The 25,910-nt window shown below is 42.3% G+C and carries 24 protein-coding genes; 10 read left to right on the top strand and 14 right to left on the bottom strand.

All coding sequences use genetic code 11. The annotated features are described in order from the left end of the window. Positions 1-343 precede the first annotated feature (343 nt). The 7 genes from HMPREF2917_RS03865 to nox all read right to left on the bottom strand — a co-directional run bounded on the left by HMPREF2917_RS03865 (position 344) and on the right by nox (position 8,141). Entirely contained in the window at positions 344-541 is a 198-nt protein-coding gene (locus tag HMPREF2917_RS03865) for a Sec-independent protein translocase subunit TatA/TatB (protein ID WP_070589014.1), read from the bottom strand. Further along, entirely contained in the window at positions 541-1,260 is a 720-nt protein-coding gene (tatC, locus tag HMPREF2917_RS03870) for a twin-arginine translocase subunit TatC (protein WP_070589015.1), read from the bottom strand. The genes HMPREF2917_RS03865 and tatC overlap by 1 nt, the downstream gene beginning before the upstream one ends. Then, positions 1,247-2,932: an FTR1 family iron permease gene (locus HMPREF2917_RS03875; RefSeq protein ID WP_070589017.1), complete on the bottom strand. Its 1,686-nt coding sequence runs from the start codon at positions 2,930-2,932 to the stop codon at positions 1,247-1,249. The genes tatC and HMPREF2917_RS03875 overlap by 14 nt, the downstream gene beginning before the upstream one ends. Beyond that, positions 2,910-4,115: an iron uptake transporter deferrochelatase/peroxidase subunit gene (gene efeB / locus HMPREF2917_RS03880; protein WP_049488783.1), complete on the bottom strand. Its 1,206-nt coding sequence runs from the start codon at positions 4,113-4,115 to the stop codon at positions 2,910-2,912. Before efeB ends, HMPREF2917_RS03875 begins: the two co-directional genes overlap by 23 nt. Before the next feature lie 5 nt (positions 4,116-4,120). Next, entirely contained in the window at positions 4,121-4,993 is an 873-nt protein-coding gene (gene efeO / locus HMPREF2917_RS03885; protein WP_031576242.1) for an iron uptake system protein EfeO, read from the bottom strand. A 110-nt stretch (positions 4,994-5,103) separates the two neighbouring features. After that, on the bottom strand, positions 5,104-6,648 hold the full coding sequence (locus HMPREF2917_RS03890; protein WP_070589019.1) for a ClC family H(+)/Cl(-) exchange transporter: 1,545 nt from the start codon (positions 6,646-6,648) through the stop codon (positions 5,104-5,106). Positions 6,649-6,764: 116 nt separating this feature from the next. Continuing rightward, positions 6,765-8,141: a H2O-forming NADH oxidase gene (nox, locus tag HMPREF2917_RS03895; RefSeq protein WP_070589021.1), complete on the bottom strand. Its 1,377-nt coding sequence runs from the start codon at positions 8,139-8,141 to the stop codon at positions 6,765-6,767. 225 nt (positions 8,142-8,366) lie between these two features. Between nox and HMPREF2917_RS03900 the strand changes: the two genes are divergently transcribed. The 3 genes from HMPREF2917_RS03900 to HMPREF2917_RS03910 are packed head-to-tail and all read left to right on the top strand — an operon-like array spanning position 8,367 to position 11,183. Beyond that, positions 8,367-9,290: an FAD:protein FMN transferase gene (locus tag HMPREF2917_RS03900; protein ID WP_305366781.1), complete on the top strand. Its 924-nt coding sequence runs from the start codon at positions 8,367-8,369 to the stop codon at positions 9,288-9,290. 25 nt (positions 9,291-9,315) lie between these two features. After that, entirely contained in the window at positions 9,316-9,921 is a 606-nt protein-coding gene (locus HMPREF2917_RS03905; protein ID WP_070589029.1) for an NADPH-dependent FMN reductase, read from the top strand. 17 nt (positions 9,922-9,938) lie between these two features. Next, complete coding sequence (locus tag HMPREF2917_RS03910) at positions 9,939-11,183, top strand: NAD(P)H-dependent oxidoreductase (RefSeq protein ID WP_070589032.1); 1,245 nt, start codon at positions 9,939-9,941, stop codon at positions 11,181-11,183. 36 nt (positions 11,184-11,219) lie between these two features. Here the strand turns inward: HMPREF2917_RS03910 and HMPREF2917_RS03915 are convergent, their stop codons facing one another. From HMPREF2917_RS03915 to brnQ, 3 genes are all read right to left on the bottom strand, one after another. After that, the gene (locus tag HMPREF2917_RS03915) at positions 11,220-11,783 is read right to left on the bottom strand and encodes a TlpA family protein disulfide reductase (protein ID WP_083307668.1); all 564 of its coding nucleotides are present in this window, start codon (positions 11,781-11,783) and stop codon (positions 11,220-11,222) included. 21 nt (positions 11,784-11,804) lie between these two features. Beyond that, positions 11,805-12,512: a thiol-disulfide oxidoreductase-associated membrane protein CcdA2 gene (ccdA2, locus tag HMPREF2917_RS03920; protein WP_045759415.1), complete on the bottom strand. Its 708-nt coding sequence runs from the start codon at positions 12,510-12,512 to the stop codon at positions 11,805-11,807. Positions 12,513-12,666: 154 nt separating this feature from the next. Next, positions 12,667-13,983, bottom strand: a complete 1,317-nt coding sequence (brnQ, locus tag HMPREF2917_RS03925) for a branched-chain amino acid transport system II carrier protein (protein WP_070589034.1) — start codon at positions 13,981-13,983, stop codon at positions 12,667-12,669. A 135-nt stretch (positions 13,984-14,118) separates the two neighbouring features. Between brnQ and HMPREF2917_RS03930 the strand changes: the two genes are divergently transcribed. After that, entirely contained in the window at positions 14,119-15,147 is a 1,029-nt protein-coding gene (locus tag HMPREF2917_RS03930) for a YdcF family protein (RefSeq protein WP_070589036.1), read from the top strand. Positions 15,148-15,332: 185 nt separating this feature from the next. On the opposite strand, the gene HMPREF2917_RS03935 is transcribed toward HMPREF2917_RS03930, so the two are convergent. Continuing rightward, the gene (locus HMPREF2917_RS03935; protein WP_070589038.1) at positions 15,333-15,887 is read right to left on the bottom strand and encodes a GNAT family N-acetyltransferase; all 555 of its coding nucleotides are present in this window, start codon (positions 15,885-15,887) and stop codon (positions 15,333-15,335) included. A gap of 96 nt (positions 15,888-15,983) precedes the next feature. On the opposite strand from HMPREF2917_RS03935, the gene HMPREF2917_RS03940 reads away from it, so the two are divergent. Further along, the gene (locus tag HMPREF2917_RS03940) at positions 15,984-17,327 is read left to right on the top strand and encodes an MATE family efflux transporter (protein WP_070589040.1); all 1,344 of its coding nucleotides are present in this window, start codon (positions 15,984-15,986) and stop codon (positions 17,325-17,327) included. 68 nt (positions 17,328-17,395) lie between these two features. Here HMPREF2917_RS03940 and HMPREF2917_RS03945 read toward each other — a convergent pair whose 3' ends face one another. Continuing rightward, positions 17,396-19,066: a formate--tetrahydrofolate ligase gene (locus tag HMPREF2917_RS03945; RefSeq protein WP_070589043.1), complete on the bottom strand. Its 1,671-nt coding sequence runs from the start codon at positions 19,064-19,066 to the stop codon at positions 17,396-17,398. A 175-nt stretch (positions 19,067-19,241) separates the two neighbouring features. Between HMPREF2917_RS03945 and HMPREF2917_RS03950 the strand changes: the two genes are divergently transcribed. The 5 genes from HMPREF2917_RS03950 (at position 19,242) to HMPREF2917_RS03970 (ending at position 23,496) form a co-directional block, all read left to right on the top strand. Next, complete coding sequence (locus HMPREF2917_RS03950; RefSeq protein ID WP_049488762.1) at positions 19,242-19,919, top strand: phosphopantothenate--cysteine ligase; 678 nt, start codon at positions 19,242-19,244, stop codon at positions 19,917-19,919. A gap of 10 nt (positions 19,920-19,929) precedes the next feature. Continuing rightward, the gene (gene coaC / locus HMPREF2917_RS03955; protein ID WP_070589045.1) at positions 19,930-20,469 is read left to right on the top strand and encodes a phosphopantothenoylcysteine decarboxylase; all 540 of its coding nucleotides are present in this window, start codon (positions 19,930-19,932) and stop codon (positions 20,467-20,469) included. Beyond that, positions 20,466-21,026, top strand: coding sequence for an ECF transporter S component (locus tag HMPREF2917_RS03960; protein WP_070589047.1), 561 nt, complete (start codon positions 20,466-20,468; stop codon positions 21,024-21,026). The genes coaC and HMPREF2917_RS03960 overlap by 4 nt, the downstream gene beginning before the upstream one ends. A 149-nt stretch (positions 21,027-21,175) precedes the next feature. Beyond that, a complete protein-coding gene (locus HMPREF2917_RS03965; RefSeq protein WP_070589048.1) occupies positions 21,176-22,891 on the top strand; it encodes a phospho-sugar mutase in 1,716 nt (571 codons plus the stop codon). A 257-nt stretch (positions 22,892-23,148) separates the two neighbouring features. After that, a complete protein-coding gene (locus HMPREF2917_RS03970; RefSeq protein ID WP_070589050.1) occupies positions 23,149-23,496 on the top strand; it encodes a DUF6568 family protein in 348 nt (115 codons plus the stop codon). A gap of 28 nt (positions 23,497-23,524) precedes the next feature. Here HMPREF2917_RS03970 and mutY read toward each other — a convergent pair whose 3' ends face one another. Together mutY and pta are read right to left on the bottom strand one after the other, a co-directional pair. Continuing rightward, positions 23,525-24,679: an A/G-specific adenine glycosylase gene (gene mutY, locus HMPREF2917_RS03975; RefSeq protein ID WP_070589051.1), complete on the bottom strand. Its 1,155-nt coding sequence runs from the start codon at positions 24,677-24,679 to the stop codon at positions 23,525-23,527. Between the two features lie 246 nt (positions 24,680-24,925). Then, positions 24,926-25,900, bottom strand: coding sequence for a phosphate acetyltransferase (gene pta / locus HMPREF2917_RS03980; RefSeq protein WP_021153149.1), 975 nt, complete (start codon positions 25,898-25,900; stop codon positions 24,926-24,928). Positions 25,901-25,910 lie beyond the last annotated feature (10 nt).

A 25,910-nucleotide genomic window follows, 5' to 3' on the forward strand; every position in this document is an offset into this window, starting at 1 on the left:
GCTGACGTCCGTACTCACTTAAGGAAAGTTTTTTATATGACTTTATCTTCAATCTGAGACCGTTAAAACCTCTTTGTTTGAATCTTTCTAACTGAATTGGACACAAAAAAATCCACTCACTCGGGGTGAAATGGATTGTTTCTTTATTAACGGTTCAACAAGAAATTGAACAATTTTTCGACAATTTTTACGACCAACCAGCATAAGAATCCGATATAGCTGAAATAGAAAATGAGTGACAAAATCGTAATAATCATGGTTTCCTCCTTCGTCGATTGCAAGTACTTGTCTTATTATACCTTTTTATGCAATCGAACTCAATAGAATTTTGAAAATTGTCTGATTATTCTTTTTCTTCTTTAGCTTCTTTGGTGTCTTGATCGGCTTCTTCACTGCCTTTATTGACAGCTGACTTAAATTCAGCAAACATTTTGCCGATAGACTGGCCCAACTCAGGCAGGCGTTTTGGTCCAAAAATCAAGAGGGCGCCCAGGATGATGATGATCAAACCTGGTGCTCCAATATCACGTAAAATTCCCATTAGTTTCTCCTTTTTCTTGAATAGATGACTTTACTGATGGCGACACTGACTTCAAACAAGAGGATCAAAGGGAGTGTCATAGCCAAGTCACTGATAAAGTCTGCAGGGGTTAGCACGACGGCTAAGACCAGCAGGACAAAGTAAGCGTATCGTCGGTAGGTTATTAAAAACTGTGGTGTCAAGAGCCCAATCGAGGTCAGAAAAGCGACCAAAACTGGTAACTCGAACAAGACCCCTAAAGGCAAGGTAGTGTGCCATAAGAAGGTTAAATAATTTTGTGCCGTTAATTGGGTATCAAACAGCCCTTCTCCCAAGCGCATCAAGACCTCTAAAATAGCTGGACTGACAAAGAAATAACCAAATGCAAGCCCCAGCACAAAGCAAATAAAGCTAGCTGGAATGTAGGCAAAGACTGCACGCGCCTCCTTCTCCTTCAAAGCCGGCCTTACAAATTGCCAAATCTGGTAGACAATAAAGGGCAAGGTCAGACTAAAGGCTGTGAGATTGGCCAGCGATACATAGATCCAGAGGATATCATTTGGCCCCAGTACCAGCAGTTTTTGATGGAGGCTAGCCGTCAAGGCTTGGTAGAGCTCTCCTCCAAATACAAAGGCTACGATGAAGACGATAATATAACATAAGACCACTGCGATCAATCGTTTTCGAAATTCGACCAAATGTTCAACAATAGTCATTTCATCTGCTTTACTCTTTGCCATGTTGTCTCACCGTAACGAGTGCGATCAAGGCCACAAAGATACCTTGAGGAAGAAGAACTTCCCAGCTTGGATAGATCCCCGCCCAATCGATGGTTGGAAGTCCATTGACCAAATGGCTAGGTAGGATATTGGTCAACTGCAGGGCGTGAATGCTGACACCGAGCATTTTGAAGGCCAAGGCGTAAATCAACCACGTCAGAATGAAAAAGATTCGATGAGGTTGGATAGCTTGACTGGCCTTGGTCATGGCCACTGCAATGATGATGAGAACGGCTATGGCAAACCCTATTCCCAGTAAGAAATTCGCGGTTGTAATCCGCGGAATGATCCCGACATAGAAGAGAATAGTCTCAGCCCCTTCACGAAAGACTGCTAAGAAACTGAGGGCAAACATCGAGACAAAGCTTCCTGTAGCCGTCACGGTCTTCATTTGACGGTCCATAAAGGCATTCCACTGTTTGACAGAGGACTTGCTGTGGAGCCAAATTCCGATGAGAATCATCATGACCACAGCGAAAATCCCAACGCCACCTTCAATGATTTCCCGGTTAGACCCCGAAGTGACGGCTGGAAAAGCTACTTGCAAAACAAGAGCGATCGCTGCACTGGCAAGAACACCAGCAATAGCTCCACCGTATACCCATTTGAGGCCTTTCCTCATCTTAGTGGCCTTAAGGGTCGTCACAAGCGCCATGACGATCAGAAGGGCTTCTACTCCTTCACGCAGAAGAATCAACATGGCATCAAAGGCGTTGTAAGAAGCTGTCGTATCGATCGCAGACAGATCCCTGATCAAGGCTTGTAATTTCTCTTGATAGGCCTTTTCTTTCCCCTTGACCATAATGACCGGCGATTCGCTCTCTACGCGCGTGTAAAGACTGGGATTGGTCGTGCTGACATCCCCCTCGATAGTTGGCCAGATAGTGATGAACTGCTTCATAGTCGCTGCAGCAGATTTATCGTCGCCGGATTGGAATTGGCTTTGCGCCTTCTCCAAAAGCTTGATCCCATCGTTCAACGTCAAATCCGTACTGGCACTGCTAATGGCTTCTCCTTTTACAAAGGCATCAATCCCATTTTTGAGGTCATCATAAGAGGACTGGATGTTGGTAAAATCAGTAGGCTCTGTTTCAATACTACTGCGCAAGAGCGAAATGGCCGTCTCGATTTTGCCATAATAAGCTGTGCTGTGATCTCTTACCACCGCTTCATTTCGCGTCCAGGTGTTATTGAGATCAGCATAGGTTTGACGGGTTTTATCCAGATCCTTAGCTGTAATGGCCTCTTGTAGGTTCTTAAAATAAGGTGCGAGCCGACTCACGAGTTTGTCTTTTTCCGCCTCTAAATCGACCGGATTTTGCTCTTTCTCAAAAGCGAGCAAGGCTGATGAGATCTTGGTAAGATCGTCTTTGGTTACCTCCCCTTTTATAGCCAGGGCTTGGCTAACTTTTTTTCCTGCCTTGGAATCATGGTGGTCTTTGGATTCAAAATCAGCCTGAATCTCAGCGATCAATTCCTTGGCCTTATCCTGGTCCTTATTTTCTACAGCGGTTGTTGCATCTGTGATCTTGATAAAGAGATCGCTATAAGATTCAGCAGCTACTGGATGAGTCCAGAACAAGGCAAGAAGGCCGAACAAGATCAAGAGTTTATTCAAAGAGTGCTTGACCAAGATACCCTCCTTTCTCAACGCCTGCAAAGCAAGCAAAGAGTCCACTTCCGATATGGGTGATGTACTCGTTCATTTTGTCCACTGCGCCTAAGTTGGTTTGGATTTTGACAAAGCTGTTCGGATCCTTTTGAAAGGCGATAAAGATCAAGCCAGCATCAAATTGCCCAGTCTGTTCATTGATGCCATCCGAATAAGAATAAGAACGCCGTAAAATCGGACGATCGACTTCTTTGGCCAAACGAACATGTGAATCTACTGGTAGCTTAGATAAATCTACTTCATCAAATTCGTTGGTTTTACCAAAGGGAGCACCGGACTCCTTGTAGCGACCAAAGGTATTTTCCTGCTCCTGCAAATTGGTTCGGTCCCAAGTTTCCAAGTGCATTTGCACTAGGCGAAGAGCCATATAGGAACCACCCTTCATCCAATCCTTGCTGTCAGTCCAGACGACCTTATCAAAGTCCTTCTCCGTCGTGACATTTGCTGTTCCATCCTTGAAACCAAAGAGGTTGCGGGGCGTTTCTTTTCGGTCACCAATGGCTGCAAAACCCGATTTGCTCCACTTCATGGTAATGGTATTGCGACCCTTGCGAATCAGATTTCGCACTGCATGAAAGGCTACTTGCTCATCATCTGCACAGGCCTGAATGACGATATCGCCACCTGTGTATTTGTCCTGCAACTGCTCCTTTGGAAATGGAGGCAAATCACGAAAGAGTTTGGGACGTTTGGCCTCCAAGCCCAGTTTCTTTAGAAAGGAAGCCGAAACCCCAAAAGTCAGGCTCAAACGATAGGGGTTGAGTCCCACTGTTTCACCTGTATCTGTTGGTGGCAAGAGGGCATTGGAACCATCTTTTTTGACCAATTCTCCTTCGACTAATTTACTACTGTAATCGGTCCAGTCTTTAAAGAGCTGGATGACTTCTTTTTTGTCCGTCGTGTGAAGATCTAACACAACCAAGTAGCAAGCCTTCTGCATGGCCGTTGTAATCCCTGCTTGGTGCTTGCCATAAAAGGAGATGTCTTCATCCCCATCATAAGCTTTTTTGCTGGAACTGTCTTGATTAGCGAAAAAAGCAGATGCACCAGAGAGACCCAGCGCTAGACCAGCCCCTCCAATACCTGCTTTTTTAAGAAATTCACGACGGTCCATTTTTTTATCTAAAAATTTTTCGTCAGCCATTTTTCTTATTTCCCATCTAAAATCACACCCATTTGAGACAAAGGTTCACCAAGTTTGGTCACAGCTTCTGCCAATTCCTTGGTATCTTCCTTGGATAAATCTGTGTAAGACTTATAGTTTGAATCATCTGTCATGTGTTTGTCCAATAAAGCATTAACATTCTTAAATTCTGATTCCAAGGTTTTAACCAATTTGGCATCTTTTTTCTCAATCAAGGGTTTAAAGAGAGAGAAGATCTTTTCAGCCCCTTCAATGTTGGCACGGAAGTCGTAAAGATCTGTATGAGAGAAGACTTCTTCTTCACCTGTAATCTTTTGCGTTGCCACTTCATTGAGCAAATCGACAGCTCCGGTCAACATGATATCCGGTGTGACTTCTACTGTAGCAATTTTAGCTTTCAACTCCTTGATATCGTTCACCAGTTGGTCAGCGTATTTGTCTGTTCCATCTGTGGTATTGTTTTCCCAAAGAATGCGCTCAATCCGGTGGAAACCTGACCAGCCATCTTCTGATTTATTTTCATCCACATAATCCACCAAGCGGTAGTCGATCTTGACATCCGATTCTCCGAAGGTTTCAGCAATTGGTTCGGAACGTTCATAGGCCATACGGATCAAGGGATATTGCTTTTTAGCTTCTTCCAAATTCCCGTCTTTTAACGTAGCTCGGAATCCTTCTGTATCCTTGAGCAATTGGTCAATTTGCATTTCAACAAAGTCTTTGTATTCAGCTGTCGCATTGTCCAAGGTCTTCTGGTCAGCCTTTGACAACTGCACCGTTGAGCTGGTTTGCGTCTTTTGACTTGACTGTTTGCTAGTAGAATTTGCACACCCTGCTAAAAGAGCAACACTCAATAAGAGTAGACTATATTTTTTCATGAAAGACTTCTCCTCATTTGTTCTTGCCTTTATTTTACCAGATATTTTCTCATTTTTCAATAATTGTCTGAAAATTTAATAATAGAAAAATTTTTCTGAGAATCTGTCTTTTACAAAAGAATATCTTTGACCCGTCCGATTTCGGATTCTTTAACCACTACAAAGATGCTATCACCTAGATACAAGCGGGTCGCACCATTGACCGTATAGCTCTTACCACTTCGCATTTGCGTGGTGATCAAGATATCTTGAGGGAGGTGCAGTTCATGGACTTGCTTTCCTGCGATCTTTTCTGATACAGGGATCTCAATTAAAGTCAACTCTCCTTCTTCTTGCGCCTTATCCGGCAACAATTGCTCGAGCATGGCTTCATAGACTGGCGCTCCATGGAAGAGATCCATAATCATATAAGCCAGCAAGGTCACCATGCCTAGGGGCATTAAACTACGAATATCACCTACCATCTCTGTTACCAAGATCATCGCTGTTAATGGCGCTTTTGAAATAGCCCCAAAATACCCACTCATTCCTAAAATGATGAAAAGAGGCAGCTGGTTTTGAGAGATAAAGCCAATGTTTTGGAGGAAGGTTCCAACGATGGCTCCTAAGAGAGATCCTAATGCTAGTATGGGCAGGAAAATGCCACCTGGCAAGCCACTACCATAGCTCAACATACTCCAGATGAAACGGATCAAAAAATAGAGAAGGATGGTCAGCACTGGATACGGTACTCGAGCCAAATCCAAGACCAATTGATTCCCACCACCAAGAATTTGGGGAAGAAAATAGCCGATTGGAAGAATCAAAACAAAGGCAAATAAAGAAGAATAATGAGAAGGAACATGGAAAATCTTCTCTAGCAAACGATAGAGTCGGCCGATATTGAGAACCACTATTTCGTAGACATAACCCGCTGCCCCTAAAAAGACTCCAAGAAAAAGATAAATCCAGTACTGAGACAGATGGAGAGGTGGAATATTTTGTGGCATATGAAGCACTGGTGTTTGACCAAAGACATTGAGTGAAATAAAATTAGCCGTCAAACTAGCAGCCAAGGTCGAAATCCAAAAGAAACGTGAAAAATGATGGTAGACCTCTTCAACCACAAATAAGAGTCCCGCTATAGGTGCATTAAAGGCAGCCGCAAGACCAGCAGCAGCTCCACTTGCAATCAAAGACCGCTCCTCAACTGGGCTAACCTTCAAATGATGGGCCACTCCTTTTCCACCCATTGCCCCTAATTGAATACTAGGACCTTCACGACCAAGCATCAAGCCACTTCCGATGGCCAAGACACCTAGAATATACTTCTTCCACAAGGTATCCCACCAACTGACCGCTAAGAGCCCCTTTAGCTCTGCTTCGACTTGCGGAATTCCTGATCCCTTGATATCCCGATTGGTGCGAATGAGGCGACCAGCAATCAGTACGATCACCCCATACCCCAACAGCATCGCCAGCAAATAAAATGGTTGACCAGACATCTCCTTGTAGACACCTTGAACAAAATGAAAAATATGTTCGATCAAAAAACGAAAACTCGAGACGATGCATCCCACAACAATCCCAACCAGAACACCTCTGACAATATGGGCTACAATCGAACTAGAGGCAAAATGAAATTCCTTTTTTAAGGCTTCTTCTTTAGCAGACATTCCCTAACTCCTTCAAACTCTTATCCTATTCATTATACCTTATTTCACCGCCTCTGAATACATGGAAAAGCAAAAAAACAAAACTAGCACCGCTAGCTTTGTTTTTCATTTATTCATTATTCAGCAGTTAAAGCTGCCATTGTAATGTAGTTGTAAGGTTTGTTGAAATGTGGCAAGAAGAACAAGTCTGTCAAAGCCAATTTATCAATCGTCACGTGTTCTTGAATCGCAAGTGAGAACATGTGGATGGCCATAGAGATGGAAATATCACGGGATACCATTTGAGCACCAAGAATTTTACGAGTGTCTTTATCATACACAATCTTAATAGCAACTTCATGGTTATCATGTTTAATAAATTCAGGTTTTTGAAGGTCGTTAAAACCAGTTTCTCCAGCATTGAAGCCAGCAGCTTTTGCTTTTTCAAGTGTCAAACCAGTTGAAACCATGTGAAGACCGTAAATCGAAATACCGTTAGAACCCTGAACACCGATTCCTTCCAATTCATGACCAGTCGCATTGTAGGCACCCACAATACCAGAACGAACTGCATTAGATGCAAGAGCGATATAGCTCATTTCATCACGGGCATTGTCATAAATTGTTGCACAGTCACCAACAGCATATACGCCTGGGATTGATGTTTCTTGTTTCTTGTCAACAAGGAAGGCACCGTTGCGGAAGAGTTCGATCTTACCATCAGCAAGAGCTGTATTTGGACGGAAACCAACAGCCAAGATAACCATATCTACATTGAAGGTTTCTTTATCAGTTACAAGGCGTTCTACCTTACCATCTCCTTCAACTGCTTGAACAGTTTGTCCAAGTGCCAAACGGATGTTGTGGTCTTCTAAGTTTTTCGCCATGATGTCTGTGAAGTCTTTGTCGTAGTAACCATTCAAGACAGTGTCCACGATATCCACCAAGACAACGTCTTTACCAAGACGTTGGAAGGCTTCAGCAAGTTCTACACCGATGTAACCACCACCAACTACGGCGATACGGTTCAAGTGTTTGCTGTTATCTTTCAATTTTTCGATGACTTCTTCAGCATTTTGGTACAATTTAACGAATTGAAGATTTTCAAGAGTTGCTTTGAATTCGCGGTTACCAGGAACGATTTCAACTCCTTTAATTGGAGGAATGATTGGCGTTGAACCCGTCGCAAAGATCAATTTATCATATGTTTCTTTGTGTTCTTTACCATCTACTTCTGCTGTTACGACTTTGTTATCATAATCAATCGAAAGGACAGGTGAATTCATGTAAACACGAGCACCTTTTTCTTCCAATTTTTCTTTATCTGAGTAGAAGAGACCTTCAGGACCATCGATTTGCTCACCGATCCAAAGTGCCATACCACATCCTAGGAAAGAAATGTTTGAGTTTTGGTCAAAAACTACAATTTGGTTTTCATTTCCAAAATTATCTAGCATTGTGTTGATACAAGCTGTTCCGGCATGGTTTGCCCCTACAACAACGATTTTACTCATAGAATAAATCCTACCTTTAATTTAATTTACCCCTTGAGTATATCATAAACTTGGTATCGTTTACAATGAATTTGCTCAGTATTTGTGATTTTTTTTTCAAATTTTTGAAACCAAATTTTCACATTCTTCAATAAATGTCAAATAATTTGCTTGAAAAAGGATTGTGAAAACGGTCTCTTTCTGGTATACTATAAGTAAGTGAAAATTGGAAAGGATAGATTTTTAGTGAACCTAAGCAGTCGATCCGAACGTCTGATGGGAACCACCATCACTGTTTCGATCTTTCACCCGCAAGCAGATAAAATTTTGGCACAATGCTTTGAACTTCTCCGCACCTATGAACATCGCTTTAGTGCAAATGATACTAGTTCCGAACTGATGGAGGTCAATCATCAAGCTGGTATTAGACCTGTTCAGGTCCATCCAGAACTTTTTGAACTGATTACATTAGGAACCTTGCATAGTCAAGCTCAGAACAGCCATTTAAACATCGCCATTGGTCCTCTTGTACAGACCTGGCGAATTGGATTTTCAGATGCTAGACGTCCCCAGCAAGGGGAAATTGATCAAGCTCTGGCCAAGATCGATCCTCACCAAATCCAGCTCGACCCAGAAAACCATACGGTCTTTCTGACACGTCCTGGAATGAAGATTGATTTGGGAGCCTTGGCTAAGGGCTATAGTGCGGACTGTATTGCAACCTTTTTAAAGAGTCAGGGAGTAACAGATGCCTTGATCGATCTTGGAGGAAATATCCTCACTGTCGGTCAACACCCTATCAAACAACAGCCTTGGCGGATTGGCATTCAAAATCCAGTCGAAAAAAGGGGTCAGCACCTACTGGTCCTCTCTGTCAAGGATAAATCTATTGTCACCTCTGGCATCTACGAGCGTCATTTAGAAGTGGACGGCCAGTCGTTTCACCACATTTTTGATAGCGCGACGGGCTATCCGGTCGAGACAGACTTAGCCAGTATCACCATCATATCTGATCGATCCGTAGACGGGGAGATATGGACTACCCGCTTGTTCGGGGAATCTCCTACTTCTATCCTCAACACTGTTGAATCACTTCCTGGTATAGATACCTTATTGGTTTTTCAATCAGGCAAGATCGCCTATACAAGTGGGCTTCAATCTTATTTATAATTCTCCTATCAGAAAGGAATATTCCATGATAAAACTTATTGCGATTGTGGGGACTAACTCCAAACGTTCTACAAACCGTCAACTGCTTCAATACATGCAAAAACATTTTGCTGATAAGGCTGAGATCGAATTGGTCGAAATTAAAGATATCCCTGTCTTTAACAAACCAGCCGACAAACAAGTGCCTGAAGCTGTCTTGGATATTGTTGCAAAAATTGAAGAAGCTGATGGGGTCATTATTGGAACTCCAGAATACGACCACTCTATTCCAGCAGTCTTGATGAGTGCACTCGCTTGGCTCTCATACGGAGTCTTCCCATTGTTAAACAAACCAGTTATGATTACTGGCGCTTCATACGGTACTTTAGGATCTTCACGTGCCCAACTGCAACTTCGCCAAATCTTAAACGCTCCAGAAATCAAAGCAACTGTTTTGCCAGATGAATTCTTGCTCTCTCACTCCTTGCAAGCCTTCGACAAAAATGGTGACCTGGTAGATTTAGAAGTCATTCAAAAATTGGATGCTATCTTCGATGACTTCCGTATTTTTGTAAAGATTACAGACAAATTACGTAATGCTCATGAGTTAATTCGCAAATCTGCTGAAAAATTTAACTGGGAAAACTTGTAGGATAGGAGACGATAAGAATGAAATTTGTTGGAATTTTAGGCTCAAACTATGATCAATCATATAACCGTAAACTCTTGGAATTCATGCAACGCCAATTTAAGCTCAAATTTGAATTGGAAATTCTTGAAATTGATGAAGTTCCAATGTTTAATCAAGATGAAAAATGGGACGAAAGTTTCCAATTGCGTCTTTTGTATAATAAAATCACTCGTGCAGATGGTGTGATTATTGCAACACCGGAACACAACCATACCATTTCAGCTGCTCTAAAATCAGTCCTGGAATGGCTCTCTTTTGAGGTGCACCCTTTTGAAAATAAACCAGTCATGGTCGTTGGAGCTTCCTACTATGATCAAGGAACTTCACGAGCTCAGGTTCACCTACGTAAGATCCTCGACGCTCCTGGTGTCAATGCCTATACCCTTCCAGGAAATGAATTCCTTCTTGGGAAAGCCAAAGAAGCTTTTGACGAAGATGGCAATATCAAAAATGAAGGGACTGTGAAATTCCTTGAAACTTGCTTGGATAACTTTATCAAATACGTAGAGGTTGTATCGAAATTGAAAAAACCAAAACCAATTGAACCAGAAGACTTGGATTGCAATCACCCAATCGCAACGACTGTAACTGAGGTTGATCCGGACGATCCAGAATGGGTTGAAAAAGTAGCTGAAATTACCGGTGCTGTATCTGGCGATACATATGTCAAACTAGATCATGGTATCCTAACGGTCAATCAAATCGACATGTTCTTAAAGGCCATGCCATTTGAGTTAACTTATGCGGATGACAACAACCAATTCCTCTACTACAACAATGCCCATCAAGATCCAGATAGTATGTTTGCCAAACGGGTACCACCTCAATCAGGTAGTCGGATGTCGACCGTTCATGGATCCCTTCCACCAGCACGTATGAAAAATGTAGAATGGGTGATTGGGACCCTCCGTAATGGTAACCAAGACTATGTCCGTACGATTGTTCCGGGGTCACCTGAAGGGGTTATCAACACCCACAACTACCAAGCTATGTACTATGAAGATGGTTCATACGCTGGTATCAATGAGATTGTCTTCAACTTCAAACCATGGTTGGACTGGTACCTGCAAACAACAGGACAACGTCTAGTTGGCGGAAGCGGTCCATTTGCTCCTGCTGGTGGACACGGTAGTGCAGATGCAACTTCTGGTGCTTCTGATGCTGGAGGACATGGTGACGGAGGGCACGGAGATGCCGATGCCACTTCTGGTGCAAGCAACTAAGAAACTAAAAAAAATGAAGCTTCGTGCTTCATTTTTTTATTGTAAGTCTTTGATGATCTTCTTAGCCTCTTCGTTTGAAATAGCCCCTAATTGGACATGTCCAATTTTCCCATGACTGTCTATAAAGACTTCTGTAGGAATGGAGCGAACCTGATAATCTGCAAATGCAGAACCATCTGGATTGTACAAGACCGGTACTGACTTGTAATCTTGTTGATCAAACCATTTGACGAATTCTTCTTCTGTTTTTTCACCTTGGAGTCCTGGTGCCATAATGGTCAGAATTTCAAAGTCTCTATCCGTATCCTTGACCAATTTCTCTAATTCGGGCATACTTTGCCGGCAAGGACCACACCAGGTTGCCCAAAATTTCAAATAAACCTTCTTCCCTTTGTAGTCTGAAAGTTTGACCGTATTCCCCTTCATATCCTTTAGTTCAAAGTTACTAGCGTCTTTTCCTACCAAAGGATTCTTATTCGTTGTTGTATTCATTGTTGTCTGATTGTCCATACTAGTCTCACTGGATTGATTCATGGAACAAGCTGACAGCAAAGCTAAAGAGAGAACTGAGAAACAAGCGTATTTAAAACCTTTCATCATGCATTAAACCTCCGATTATTTTTATGAAAAGATAGATGACAAACTGTTCAATTGTCCCAAGAGTAAGAGAATTCCCATCAGAATAATGATGGCTCCGCCGATTTTCTTCAGCAATAACAAATGGGGTTTGAGACGATTAAAGTAAGGTAGGACCAGACTAGATGCTAAGGCTAACAGTAAAAACGGAAGAGCCATTCCCAATGTATATACAAGGAGATAAATAGCTCCCATAAGAGCATCTTGCCCATCTGATGCTGCTAAAGCAAGGACTGATCCTAATACCGGACCAATACAAGGCGTCCAACCAAAACTAAAACCAAGACCAAGGAGAAAAGCTGAAAACAATTCATTCTTCTGTTTGTTGGCTCCAAAATCCATTGTTTTTTGCTTTTCAAGGAAATGAAAATGAAAGACTTCCATTTGATGAAGACCAAGGATAATGATGAGGGCTCCCATCAGATAACGGAACCAATTGGTGTACATGATCTTTCCAAGCAAGCCCGCTCCAAAACCAATGAGGAGGAAAATAACAGAAATACCGGCAATAAAACAAAGGGTTTTCAACAAGCCATGCCAGCGAATTTTTTTCCCGAACAATAGAATAGCCTTTTCCTGATCACTTCCTAGCAAGATTCCAATATATACCGGTAGCAAAGGAAAGACACAGGGAGAAAAGAAAGACAGAATACCCGCAAGAAAAACTGTCAATGAAAAAATGATTGGATTCATAGCTCACTCCGTATATTGATATGCTACATTCAGTATAACATTGACTGACAAAAAATAAAAATTTCTGCTACGTTTTTTTACTAAAGTTTGGATTTAGATACTAGTTTCAAAAGAAAAACCCTAAAGCATGAAACTTTAGAGTTTCTAATATAAGTTATTCTTCTGCCGTTTGTTTATTTGGTAATACGAGCGATAAAAGAATCCCGATGACTACTGGCACTAACCATGGAAGAGATTGAGCCGCAAATGGAAGCAAAGCAATCCCCTTTTCTACTAGTGAAATTTTAAAGGTACTTGCCAGAACACTTGCAACAGAGACCAAGCTGGCCAAGAAAATAGTCAATTGCATCCCTGGTTTTGAAAGAGCCACAAATTTATTCACTATCACAATCAATACAATGGTAATGGTGATTGGGTAAAGAATCATCAAGACTGGCAATGAGAAAGCAATAATGGCATTCAAGCCTAGGTTGGCAATCGCAAAACCAATCAAAGTGAAGACACTTGCATAGACCTTGTAAGAGACCTTAGGGAAGGTGCTATGGAAGAATTCACTGGTAGAGACGATTAAACCAACGGTTGTGGTAAAGCAAGTTACCGTCACCATTCCTGCTAGGAAAATCTGAGCAGTCGGACCAAAGATCGCTTTGGTCGCTTCTGATAATACATACACCCCTTTATTGCTATCAGATGCCATAACAGAAGCCGGAATTGGAAAATGATTCCCCAGATATCCTAAACCGATATACAGCACACTAAAACCAAGCGCTACGACAATCCCAACCAACCAAATGGTCTTGATGTATTCTTTCTTACTTGAAAATCCAAGTTGATTCAGGGTAGTCACTGCGATCACACTAAAGGCAACAGAAGCCAAGGCATCCAAGGTATTGTAGCCCTCTAAAAATCCTTGCCCAAAGGCAGAAGCCTGATACGCTTTGGTGGCCACCATTGAAGCGTGTCCACTGTATTTTAAAGCTCCAAGAACGACCAAAATCAAAATGAGAATAGCAAAGATTGGAGTCAATATACGACCGATCCGATCTAGAATCTTAGATGGATTCAAAGCAATCAGAAAGGCTAGCAAAAAGTAGACCAGGGTAAAAATGAAAAGTGCTAAACTGGCATTCATTCCACCTAATAAGGGGGCTATCCCCACTTCGAAAGATACCGTCGCCGTTCTTGGAATGGCAAAGAAAGGACCAATCGAAAGATAAAGCGCAACTAAGTATACAATCGCGAAAACAGGTGAAATCTTACGAGAAATCTCATCAATATATCCTTTGGGATTAAGTGTACCGATAATCAAGGTCACAATGGCAATTCCCACGCCTGAAAGGACAAACCCAGCAATAGCTGGCCAAAATTGATTACCCGATAAAGCACCAAGAGTCGGTGGGAAAATCAGGTTTCCAGCACCAAAAAAAATACCAAACAGTAATAAACCTGTCAGGGAACCTTTTCGTAACATACGATCTCCTTAAAAAAACGATAATCTTAACTTTATCAAATTCATTTGAAGAATGCAACTTATTTGCATGAACAATCCGCTATTTCTATCAGTCATTATGGTACAATGGATGTAAGATTTTACGAGGTGCAAAACATGTATCTATATCTATTCTGGTTATTTCCAGCTCTTATTTTTTTATTGTTCTTTATGAGTGATCGCAGAAGGCTTTTCAATGCTTATCTCTTTTCGATAAACTTGGGGCTTCTTCTACTGATTTCTGCATTTCTACTAGTCGTTCGAACTGAGCTATGGTTTAATCAACAAATTGCAATTATTGTCTTTGTTGTGATTTCCATCCTCGTTTTTCTCAGCATTATTTTCTCATCTATCTTTCTCCTTTTTAACGGCAGTCAAATGATGCTTTTTGAAGGAAAAAGACTGGCCAACCTCCTCTCGCTGCTCTATGGGCTGTTTATTATCGGAGCTTTGGCACTACATTTTCTACCCTATTTCCCAGGGAATGACATCCTCATTTATCTGACCGACTTCGCCCTGTTTTACATGACTTTTCTCTACCTCTCTTATGTATCCTATGGGACTTTTTGCAATCTCTTTCCAGTTCGCAAAGAGCCAGACGCCATCATCATCCTTGGCTCAGGTTTGATTGGAGAAAAGGTTCCCCCACTCTTGGCCCAGCGTCTTGATAAGGGAAAGGCCGTCTATGAGCAGTTCAAGAAACGACCAAAGTTGATTGTTTCTGGTGGTCAAGGGTCAGATGAGCTGATCGCTGAGGCGGAAGCTATGGCCAGATACTTGATGGAACATGGGGTGCCAGAAGACGCCATTCTCATCGAGAATCGCTCTCGTACTACTTTTGAAAACCTGACCTTTAGCAAGCGTATCCTTGAAGAAGAGGGGCTTGGCAAGAGAGTCCTTGTGGTGACCAATTCGTTTCACGCGCTCCGTGCAGGTGTCTTTATGAGACGATTGAAAATACCCGGTCGAAGTATCGGTTCAAGAACAGCTTTTTACTATCTCCCATCCGCTTGGATTCGAGAAACCGTTGGCTTGGTTTCACTCTATTGGAAATGGCATGTTGCCTTCCTAGCTCTTCTGTTTCTACCTTGGTTCTTTACACAAATCATGAAACTGATTGAGTTCTTAATGCTATATCTAAAATAAAAGAGGCTGGGACAAAAGTCCTAGCCTCTCTATTGTTTTTGGATTGTCAAGCAAGACGCAGTGGTTGAGTGGGCTCTAATACGCTGATTTCATCAGCTTATACAGGCCTACTCAACTGTGCGGAGGTGGAACGACGAAATCGAATTCTAACGAATGACCGATTTCTGTCCCACTCTCTTTCTTGTCTAGTGGTCACTAAATCGTCTATATTTAATGCGGAAATCGAAATAATTTTCTTCCTGCAGTTTACGGAAAATATCGCGATAAGCCTCTTCGTCAAAGTGATCACCCCGATAGAGAATTTCAAAGCTCAGTCCTTCGTATTCTAAAAAGGCATTGGCAGTTTTAAATCCATTTCGCTTATAGAAATCCATCCGAGACTGGCGTTGCTCTAGATTGTCACATTCTTCATCCAATCGTTCCACTTCAAGAATCATGGTTCTTTGGTAAAATTCTACCAATTTTTCAATGATTTCTTGACCATAACCGTGGCTACGTAGGTGGGGCATAATGGCAAAGAAGCTAACATAAAAAACTTTCTGATTATAGATAGAAAAAGCAAATCCTACAAATTCTTCTTCGTTATAAAAAGCAAAAAAATTAGCATCGTCATTGTCCGTGTAACGCAGGAATTCCGACAAAGGGACTCGCTCTTCTTCTGGGAATGCCTCGATATTCAGCCTCTCGACCTTGTCCAGATCTGGGAACGTTTCAGTGATTAATTGGCTGGTTAAGCTCATAAAAGCCTCCTTTTCTGCCCTGATTATACCAAAAAATGTAAGGGGATTCAACTACCGATGCTTGTCGCTGGTTACTGAAGTTGGTATAATGACACTATGAAAAGAATTCAACGTGTAGATCTCATAAATGGTCCTATTTTACCCGCTCTTTTGAGTTTTGCCTTTCCTATTCTTTTATCCAATATCTTCCAACAACTCTACAATACCTCAGATGTCATGATTGTAGGGCGTTTTTTAGGTCAAAAATCTTTGGCCGCGATTGGGGCAACCTCTGCTATTTTTGATTTGATTGTTGGATTTGCTGTCGGTGTTGGCAATGGGATGGGGATTATTATCGCGAGAAATTATGGGGCTAAAAACGAAGACCAATTACGAAAATCAGTCGCCGCAACTGCTATTATTGGTTGCATCCTCAGTCTCTTCGTGATCTTCATTGGCGCTGTCGGACTTTATCCCCTGCTCCAGTTTTTAGGGACCCCATCAGCCATTGTGTCTCAGTCTTATCTCTATATCGCTACCATTGTTAATGGTGTGGCTGTGACCTTTGCCTATAATCTTTGTGCCGGACTTCTTAGAGCGGTTGGCGATAGTCTAGCGGCACTCTACTTCCTGATTATCGCTGCCATTCTCAATATTCTTCTCGATCTTTATTTTATTACCCAACTTCATCTTGGAGTTCAATCTGCTGGGATTGCAACCATTATTGCTCAGGGTATTTCGGCCCTTCTTTGTCTTCTCTATATTCGTAAGAAGGTCCCTTTTCTGCTCCCGCATCGCAAGGATTTTGTTTGGGACAAGGAGCTTTATCAGGATCTGCTAAGTCAGGGCCTTGCCATGGGCCTCATGACTTCCATCGTTTCGATCGGAACGGTTATCCTCCAATCCGCTATTAATCAGCTTGGAACAACCATTATCAGTGCACAGGTCGCAGCCCGTCGCATCATGTCCTTTGCCGTTTTACCGATTACAGCTATCGCCTCAAGTATCACAACTTTTATCTCGCAGAATTTTGGCGCAGAGCAATTCCAGCGGATCAAAAAAGGCGTTACCATTGCCAACCTTCTTTCTTGGGTTTGGTCTGTCTTGGTTGCTGCTCTTCTATTCTTCACAAGTCCGTCTATAACCAGCTTTATTTCCGGCTCGACAAATCCTGATCTCATTGCAAATGCCAGTCTTTATCTCCAGATCAGCTCTTGCTTTTATCCTATTTTGGCGAGTCTCATCATCCTGAGAAATGCCCTACAGGGAATGGGTAAAAAATTAACCCCACTCATATCCAGTTTTATTGAATTGTTTGGAAAAATTTTCTTCGTTCTGTGGATTATTCCTCACACCGGCTACATGGGGGTCATTCTCTGCGAACCCCTTATCTGGATTCCCATGACCCTACAGCTCATCATAATCTATCGAAAAATCAGGTACCAACTCCTTACTGAATAATGATTGATTAACAAGACCAAAACAACTTCTGCTCATTTGAACAGAAGTTGTTTTTAGATATCTAGCTATTAGAACAAACCGATGGCTGTTCCATCAGCAGACACATCCATATTCAAAGCAGCTGGACGTTTTGGTAAACCAGGCATGGTCATGACATCCCCAGTCAAAGCGACAATAAAGCCTGCTCCCAATTTTGGAACCACTTCACGGATAGTGATTTCAAAGTTTTCAGGAGCTCCCAAGGCATTTGGATTATCAGAGAAGCTATATTGTGTTTTGGCCATACAGATTGGCAACTTATCCCAACCATTTTTCACGATTTGGGCAATTTGTGTCTTGGCTTTCTTCTCAAAATTCACCTTAGTACCGCGGTAAATTTCTGTAACAATCTTTTCAATTTTTTCTTCAACAGAAAGGTTGTTATCATACAAGCGTGTGTAGTTAGCTGGACTTGTTTCGATGGTCTGAACCAAGGTTTCAGCAAGGTCAACTCCACCGTCAGCACCATTCGCCCATACACTCGCAAGCTCAACTGGTACATCAATTTCAGCACACAATTCTTTCAAAGCAGCAATTTCTGCTTCTGTATCGGTGATAAATTCATTGATGGCAACCACTGCAGGAATGCCAAACTTACGGATATTTTCAACGTGGCGTTTCAAGTTGGCAAAACCAGCACGAACAGCCTCTACATTCTCTTCAGTCAAAGCATCCTTGGTCACTCCACCGTTCATCTTAAGGGCACGGAGTGTCGCTACGATTACGACTGCATCTGGTGATGTAGGTAAGTTTGGAGTTTTAATATCAAGGAATTTTTCAGCGCCAAGGTCAGCCCCAAAACCAGCTTCTGTAATCGTATAGTCTGCTAAATGAAGAGCTGTCGTCGTTGCTAATACAGAGTTACATCCATGGGCGATATTGGCAAATGGACCACCGTGAACAAAGGCAGGCGTTCCATAGATGGTTTGAACCAAGTTTGGCTTAATCGCATCTTTGAGAATCAAGGCAAGAGCCCCTTCCACTTCCAAATCACGGACATAAACTGGACTACGATCATAACGGTAACCAATAACGATGTTGGCCAAACGACGTTTCAAATCTTCAATATCTGTCGCCAAGCAAAGGATGGCCATGATCTCAGAAGCAACGGTAATATCAAAACCGTCTTCACGCGGAATCCCATTTAAAGGACCGCCAAGACCGACAGAAACATGACGAAGAGCGCGGTCATTCAAGTCCACTACCCGTTTCCAGATAATCCGACGTTGGTCAATACCTAGCTCATTTCCTTGGTGCAAATGATTATCAATCAATGCTGAGAGGGCATTATTAGCCGTTGTGATCGCATGCATATCCCCTGTGAAATGAAGGTTGATGTCTTCCATTGGTAGAACTTGGGCATAGCCACCACCAGCAGCACCACCTTTAATCCCCATAACTGGACCTAAAGAAGGTTCGCGAATGGCAATCATGGTTTTTTTACCGATTTTATTCAAAGCATCTGCTAGACCAATGGTGATGGTTGATTTCCCTTCTCCAGCTGGAGTTGGGTTGATCGCAGTGACTAAGATAAGTTTTCCTACTGGATTTTTCTCAACTTCACGAATCTTATCAAAGCTCAATTTTGCCTTGTATTTTCCATACAATTCAAGATCATCGTCAACCAAACCAATTTTCTTAACAACGTCCACAATCGGTTGGAGTTCAATGCTTTGAGCAATTTCGATATCTGTTTTCATAAGGGACTCCTTTATATTTGATAGATCTATTATACCTAAAATTCGCGAAAATAACATGGTTTTTCCACCTTTTGAATCGAACGTTCGTTTTTTATCTAAATTTTATGGCTATACATAGTTAATCCTAATAGCTTCAGAACTTTACTTACGTATCTTTTTTGTGTAAAATAAGCATATGCATATTTTAATTACATCAGGCGGGACGAGCGAAGCCATTGATAGTGTTCGTTCGATCACCAATCATTCCACCGGGAGCCTAGGGAAAATCCTTGCAGAAACGGCTCTTGCTAAGGGACATCAGGTGACCTTGATCACAACGCCTACCGCTCTTAAACCCGACCCTCACCCACAGCTTCGACTTCTATTGATCGACAATGTTGAGGAACTTCTCTCTCAAATGAAAAAGGAAGTTCCTCGTCACCAGGTATTAATCCATGCTATGGCAGTCTCAGACTATACGCCTGTTTACATGACAGGCCTTGATGAGGTTAAGAATGCTCAGGATCTTCATACCTTTATCCATCGCGAAAATCACGAAACCAAAATCTCTTCGAAAGAAGAATATCAGGTGCTCTTCTTAAAGAAAAATCCGAAGATTATCTCGCTCGTTAAAGAATGGAACCCTGCCATTCAACTGATCGGCTTTAAGCTTTTAGTCGACGTTTCTTCTGAAGAGTTGATCCAGGTAGCGCGTGAAAGCCTGGTTAAAAATCATGCCAGCATGATCGTTGCCAATGATCTGACCAAGATTCAGAACGGTCAGCATCAAGCCTATCTAGTAACAGATGATCACGTTCTAGAAGCTTCTACGAAAACAGAAATCGCAGAGGCTATCCTACGTTATATCAAATAAAAAGGTACATATGACACACATTACTTTAGCGGTTACCGGTAGTATTTCCGCCTATAAGGCTGCTGATATTACCAGCCAACTAACCAAATTGGGATTTGAAGTGAAGGTCCTCATGACTCCTTCAGCCCAAAAATTTATCACCCCTTTAACCTTGCAAGTTCTTTCAAAAAATCCAGTAGGCCTAGAGGTTATGGTGGAAGACGATCCACAGCGGATCGAGCACATCGACATTGGGAAAGAAACTGACCTCTTTCTTGTAGCGCCGGCCAGTGCCAACACCATTGCTAAATTGGCCATGGGGCTTGCAGATAATATGGTCACAAGCACAGCTCTAGCCTTGCCTCAAGGAACTAAAAAATTACTAGCCCCCGCTATGAATACGAAAATGCTGGAACACCCAGCAACTCAACGAAATCTAAAACTCTTACAAGACTATGGTTACCAGATTATCCAACCTCGTGAAGCTACTCTTGCTTGTGGGGACAAAGGTGCTGGAGCTTTAGCAACTGTAGAAACTATTGTAGAAACTGTTAAGGAGAATTGTTTATGAGAAAATCATCTTCTATTTCACGAATTGCCATCTTTTTTGCGGTGATGATCACCATTCACTTTGTGACATCCTTCATTCTGCAATTCGTTCCATCAGGCATTCAACCAACCTTGGTTCATATTCCTGTCGTGATCGCATCTATCATATACGGTCCTCGAACAGGTGCTATTTTGGGACTGCTCATGGGACTCTTTAGCCTCACCATGAATACCTTGGTTTTAACACCAGCCAGCTATCTCTTTAGTCCCTTTGTCCCTCACGGGAACCTCTATTCGCTTCTCATTGCCATAGTCCCTCGGATTCTCATCGGGGTAACCCCTTACTTCGTCTATCGTTGGATTCGCAATCGTACAGGACTTGTTATTGCTGGAATTGTCGGCTCCATGACCAATACTGTTTTCGTTTTAAGCGGAATTTACTTCTTCTTTGGTAACAGTTTTGGAGGGGGAATTCAAAATTTCCTTGGCTTGATTGTGTCTACTAACTCACTCATCGAAGTCATTGCGACAGTCCTCATTACTAGTGCAGTCGTTCCATCTCTTGAAAAATTAAAATAATCTTCCAAGCCAAGACAGATCTGTCTTGGTTTTTTTGATGGTTGAATTCCTCTATTTTTTTGAAAAGATTTACAATTATAGCTAGAATTTTCTGAAAAAATCTGCTATAATGAAAGCGATTAAATATAACACAAAAAGGAGACGCTTGCATGACCTATCAAGAAAACTACCAAAAATGGCTCGACTTTGCTGAATTACCAGCTTACCTTCGTGATGAGTTGGTCGCAATGGATGAAAAAACAAAAGAAGATGCTTTCTACACTAACCTTGAATTCGGTACAGCTGGTATGCGTGGATTAATCGGTGCTGGTACTAACCGTATTAATATCTATGTTGTTCGCCAAGCAACTGAAGGATTGGCCCAATTGATCGACTCAAAAGGGGAAGAAGCTAAAAAACGTGGAGTTGCCATTGCTTATGACAGCCGTCACTTCTCTCCTGAGTTCGCTTTTGAATCTGCTCAAGTTTTGGCTGCCCATGGTATCAAATCTTATGTATTTGAAAGCCTTCGTCCAACACCTGAATTGTCATTTGCTGTTCGTCACCTCCACACATTTGCTGGGATCATGGTAACAGCTAGCCACAACCCTGCTCCATTTAATGGATACAAGGTATACGGTGAAGACGGTGGACAAATGCCACCTGCAGATGCGGATGCATTGACAGATTACATCCGTGCGATCGAAAATCCATTCACTGTTCAATTGGCTGATCTTGAAGAAAGCAAAGCTAACGGCTTGATTGAAGTTATCGGTGAAAACGTCGATGCTGAATATTTGAAAGAAGTAAAAGGCGTTAACATCAACCAAGACTTGATCAATGAATACGGTCGCGACATGAAGATTGTCTACACTCCACTTCATGGTACTGGTGAAATGTTGGCTCGTCGTGCTCTTGCGCAAGCTGGATTTGAAGCAGTTCAAGTTGTTGAAGCTCAAGCTGTTCCAGATGCTGACTTCTCAACTGTTAAATCTCCAAACCCTGAAAACCAAGCTGCTTTTGCTCTTGCTGAAGAACTTGGCCGCGAAGTGGATGCTGACGTCTTGGTTGCAACGGACCCAGATGCTGACCGTCTTGGTGTTGAAATCCGCCAACCAGACGGTTCTTACCTCAACCTTTCTGGTAACCAAATCGGAGCGATCATTGCTAAATATATTCTTGAAGCTCACAAAACAGCTGGTACGCTTCCTGAAAATGCTGCCCTCTGTAAATCAATCGTATCAACTGAGTTGGTAACTAAGATTGCAGAAAGCTACGGCGCGACCATGTTTAACGTTTTGACTGGTTTCAAATTTATCGGTGAAAAAATTCATGAATTTGAAACACAACACAACCACACTTACATGCTTGGTTTCGAAGAAAGCTTCGGTTACCTCATCAAACCATTCGTACGTGACAAAGACGCTATCCAAGCTGTTCTTATCGTTGCTGAAATCGCAGCTTACTACCGCTCACGTGGTATGACTTTGGCAGATGGTATCGAAGAAATCTATAAACAATATGGTTACTTCGCAGAAAAGACTATCTCTGTTACCCTTTCAGGTGTGGATGGAGCTGCTGAAATTAAGAAAATCATGGATAAATTCCGTGGCAATGCTCCTAAACAATTCAATAACACAGACATTGCTAAGACAGAAGACTTCTTGGAACAAACTGCTACTACTGCTGACGGCGTTGAAAAATTAACAACTCCTCCAAGTAACGTATTGAAATACATCTTGGCTGACGATTCATGGTTTGCTGTTCGTCCTTCAGGTACCGAACCAAAAATCAAATTCTACATTGCTACAGTTGGTGAATCTGAAGCAGATGCCAAAGAAAAAATTGCAAATATCGAAGCAGAAATCAATGCTTTTGTAGGCTAAAACACGAGGCTGGGACAAAAGTCCTAGCCTCTCAATTGTTTTTGGATTGTCGAGCAAGACGCAGTGGTTGAGTGGGCTCTACTACGCTGATTTTATCAGCTTTTACAGGCCTACTCAACTGTGCGGAGGTGGAACGACGAAATCGAATTCTAACGAATGACCGATTTCTGTCCCACTCTCTCTTTTTTTCGTAGCAAATACCAGCGATTTTTTAGAAAATATGGCATACTAGATTTAGAAGAAAGCGAGGTAATCTCATGGAACAATTTTTAGAAGATATTAAAGATCTTGAAGTCACAACTGCCGCGCGTGCGCAAGAAGCGATCGACAAAAAAGAAACAGCGACATTCTTTATTGGACGCAAGACTTGCCCTTACTGCCGGAAGTTCGCTGCTAAATTAGCAACTGTCGTAACTGAAACAAAAGCTCATATCTATTTTATTAATAGTGAAGAACCAAGTCAGCTAGACGCATTGCAAGCCTTCCGCTCAACTTACGGTATTCCAACTGTCCCTGGATTTTTACATGTTGAATCCGGCGAAGTCACTGTTCGTTGCGACTCTTCCATGTCTGAAGAAGAAATCAAAGCCTTTGCTCATTTATAAGAAAAAATAGCTAGAGATGATTCTCTAGCTATTTTTCGTTTTCCGAAAAAGTCGTCCAAATCTTTTGCTGGGGTTTAGCAAAAGGATAGTCCGAAAATTCTTCTGGTGTTAACCAAACAGTCGATTCACTTGCTGGTTGCTCTCCTTCTTTTACTAGGCCGTAACGAAGTTGAACCTGCCACTTGCGATGCGAAAAGATATGCTGGACGATAGGATACGATCTGTCCTGCCATTCAATGGCCAAGTCATAGTCCTGTTCAAAAGAAAGAATTTCTGGGTTACTCTCTGCATCCCCCTTCCCATCCAATAGAGATAATTGACCTAGGTTCTCAGATAGGCTGTCCACTTCGATCAAGGGGAAATGCCAGAAGCCTGACAAGAGTCCTTCTCGCTCATTTTTCTCCAGCAAGTAGCGTCCTTGACTATCCTTGATAATAAAGGCTGTTAGATAGACAGGTACCGGTTTCTTTTTAGGAGCCTTAATGGGATAACGATCCATGGTCCCATGTTGGTAGGCCGCGCTAAATTCCTTAACAGGACTCTCTTCCGGCCGTGGATTGACTGGCGATTCAATATCGGACCCCAAATCCATCAAAGCCTGATTGAAATCACCCGGACGGGCCGGATCGATCAAGATTTCCATCATGGCTTGAAAAATCTTGCGATTAGTTGGAACTCCGATATCGTAGTCCACCTCAAACAAGCGGGCTAGAACACGCATGACATTGCCATCTACTGCTGGCTCTGGTAATCCAAAGGCAATACTAGCGATAGCACCAGCTGTATAAGGCCCAATTCCCTTGAGTTTAGATATTTCCTCATAGCTTGATGGAAACACTCCTCCGTGATTTTCCATTATCTGCTGGGCAGCTTTCTGCATATTGCGGACACGTGAGTAATACCCCAAGCCTTCCCAAGCTTTTAAGAGTTTTTCTTCAGGAGCTTGAGCCAAATCAGCGACCGTCGGAAACCAGTCTAAAAAACGCTCATAATAAGGAATCACCGTATCGACACGTGTCTGCTGGAGCATAATTTCTGAGATCCAAATTTTATAAGGATCCTGGGTCCTTCTCCAGGGAAGATCCCGTTTATGGGCATCATACCAGACTAATAACTTTTTTCGGAAGGAAGCAATTTTCTCCTCCTCCCACATGGTAATCCCGTAATCTTTTAAATCTAACATATTCCTAGTATACCATAGAATGAGTTAGAGTTTAGAAATTCTGATTTTATAAAGAAAAAGAGGCTGGGACAAAAGTCCTAGCCTATCAATTATTTTTGGATTGTCGAGCAAGACGCAGTTGTTGAGTGGGCTCTAATACGCTGATTTCATCAGCTTATACAGGCCTACTCAACTGTGCGTAGGTGGGACGACGAAATCGAATTCTAACGAATGACCGATTTCTGTCCCACTCTCTAAATGTATTTCTTATTGCTCCACAGCTTGAGCAGCTGTAATCAAGGTCAATTTGTAAACGTCATCTGCATTACATCCACGAGAAAGGTCGTTGACTGGTTTATTCAACCCTTGCAATACTGGACCTACCGCTGCAAAGCCTCCGAGACGTTCAGCCATCTTGTACCCAATGTTACCTGCTTCAATACCAGGGAAGATAAAGACATTGGCTTGACCTGCTACCTTGCTTCCAGGAGCCTTCAAGGCTGCAGTTGCAGGGACAAAGGCTGCGTCAAATTGCAATTCCCCGTCAATTTCAAGGTCTGGACGAAGTTCATGGGCAAGCTTAGTCGCTTCGACAACCTTATCAACACTTTCACCGAAACCAGATCCTTTTGTTGAATAGCTCAACATAGCAATTTTTGGATCAATACCAAACATCTTGGCTGTGATAGCTGAGTTGATGGCAATTTCGGCTAATCCTTCAGCATCTGGATTGATGTTGATGGCACAGTCCCCAAACAAGTAGCGTTCAGATCCACGAACCATAAGGAAAGCCCCTGAAGTACGTTTTACATTTGGACGAGTTTTGATAATTTGAAGAGCTGGACGAACAGTTGCGGCTGTTGAGTGAATCGCACCAGAAACCATCCCATCAACAATTCCCATGTGTACCAACATGACACCAAAATAGTTAACGTCGTCTTTCAAGACTTGACGCGCTTCTTCTTCTGTCATTTTGCCCTTACGACGTTCTACTAAGGAAGCTACCATTTCTTCAAAACCTGGATAAGAATGAGGATCGATGACTTCATATCCATCCAAAACCCCTTCGATTTCAAGATAAATCCGAATTTTATCCGGATTACCAAGCAAGACAGGGGTTACTTCTGTCTCGTTCACAATGCGTTTTGTCGCTTGGAGGATACGAGGCTCTTCACCTTCTGGTAATACAATACGCGCATTCTTACCAACGAGGTTGGCTTTGAGATTTTCAAAAACTTCCATGAGTTTTACT

Origin of the sequence: Streptococcus sp. HMSC061E03, assembly GCF_001813505.1 — a bacterium.
GTDB lineage: Bacteria > Bacillota > Bacilli > Lactobacillales > Streptococcaceae > Streptococcus.

Coding starts and splice junctions, on each gene's coding strand:
- HMPREF2917_RS03865 (WP_070589014.1), bottom strand. CDS start 541: ATGGGAATTTTACGTGATATTGGAGCACCAGGTTTGATCATCATCATC.
- tatC (WP_070589015.1), bottom strand. CDS start 1,260: ATGGCAAAGAGTAAAGCAGATGAAATGACTATTGTTGAACATTTGGTC.
- efeB (WP_049488783.1), bottom strand. CDS start 4,115: ATGGCTGACGAAAAATTTTTAGATAAAAAAATGGACCGTCGTGAATTT.
- efeO (WP_031576242.1), bottom strand. CDS start 4,993: ATGAAAAAATATAGTCTACTCTTATTGAGTGTTGCTCTTTTAGCAGGG.
- HMPREF2917_RS03890 (WP_070589019.1), bottom strand. CDS start 6,648: ATGTCTGCTAAAGAAGAAGCCTTAAAAAAGGAATTTCATTTTGCCTCT.
- nox (WP_070589021.1), bottom strand. CDS start 8,141: ATGAGTAAAATCGTTGTTGTAGGGGCAAACCATGCCGGAACAGCTTGT.
- HMPREF2917_RS03905 (WP_070589029.1), top strand. CDS start 9,316: ATGATAAAACTTATTGCGATTGTGGGGACTAACTCCAAACGTTCTACA.
- HMPREF2917_RS03910 (WP_070589032.1), top strand. CDS start 9,939: ATGAAATTTGTTGGAATTTTAGGCTCAAACTATGATCAATCATATAAC.
- HMPREF2917_RS03915 (WP_083307668.1), bottom strand. CDS start 11,783: ATGATGAAAGGTTTTAAATACGCTTGTTTCTCAGTTCTCTCTTTAGCT.
- ccdA2 (WP_045759415.1), bottom strand. CDS start 12,512: ATGAATCCAATCATTTTTTCATTGACAGTTTTTCTTGCGGGTATTCTG.
- brnQ (WP_070589034.1), bottom strand. CDS start 13,983: ATGTTACGAAAAGGTTCCCTGACAGGTTTATTACTGTTTGGTATTTTT.
- HMPREF2917_RS03930 (WP_070589036.1), top strand. CDS start 14,119: ATGTATCTATATCTATTCTGGTTATTTCCAGCTCTTATTTTTTTATTG.
- HMPREF2917_RS03935 (WP_070589038.1), bottom strand. CDS start 15,887: ATGAGCTTAACCAGCCAATTAATCACTGAAACGTTCCCAGATCTGGAC.
- HMPREF2917_RS03940 (WP_070589040.1), top strand. CDS start 15,984: ATGAAAAGAATTCAACGTGTAGATCTCATAAATGGTCCTATTTTACCC.
- HMPREF2917_RS03945 (WP_070589043.1), bottom strand. CDS start 19,066: ATGAAAACAGATATCGAAATTGCTCAAAGCATTGAACTCCAACCGATT.
- HMPREF2917_RS03950 (WP_049488762.1), top strand. CDS start 19,242: ATGCATATTTTAATTACATCAGGCGGGACGAGCGAAGCCATTGATAGT.
- coaC (WP_070589045.1), top strand. CDS start 19,930: ATGACACACATTACTTTAGCGGTTACCGGTAGTATTTCCGCCTATAAG.
- HMPREF2917_RS03960 (WP_070589047.1), top strand. CDS start 20,466: ATGAGAAAATCATCTTCTATTTCACGAATTGCCATCTTTTTTGCGGTG.
- HMPREF2917_RS03965 (WP_070589048.1), top strand. CDS start 21,176: ATGACCTATCAAGAAAACTACCAAAAATGGCTCGACTTTGCTGAATTA.
- HMPREF2917_RS03970 (WP_070589050.1), top strand. CDS start 23,149: ATGGAACAATTTTTAGAAGATATTAAAGATCTTGAAGTCACAACTGCC.
- mutY (WP_070589051.1), bottom strand. CDS start 24,679: ATGTTAGATTTAAAAGATTACGGGATTACCATGTGGGAGGAGGAGAAA.
- pta (WP_021153149.1), bottom strand. CDS start 25,900: ATGGAAGTTTTTGAAAATCTCAAAGCCAACCTCGTTGGTAAGAATGCG.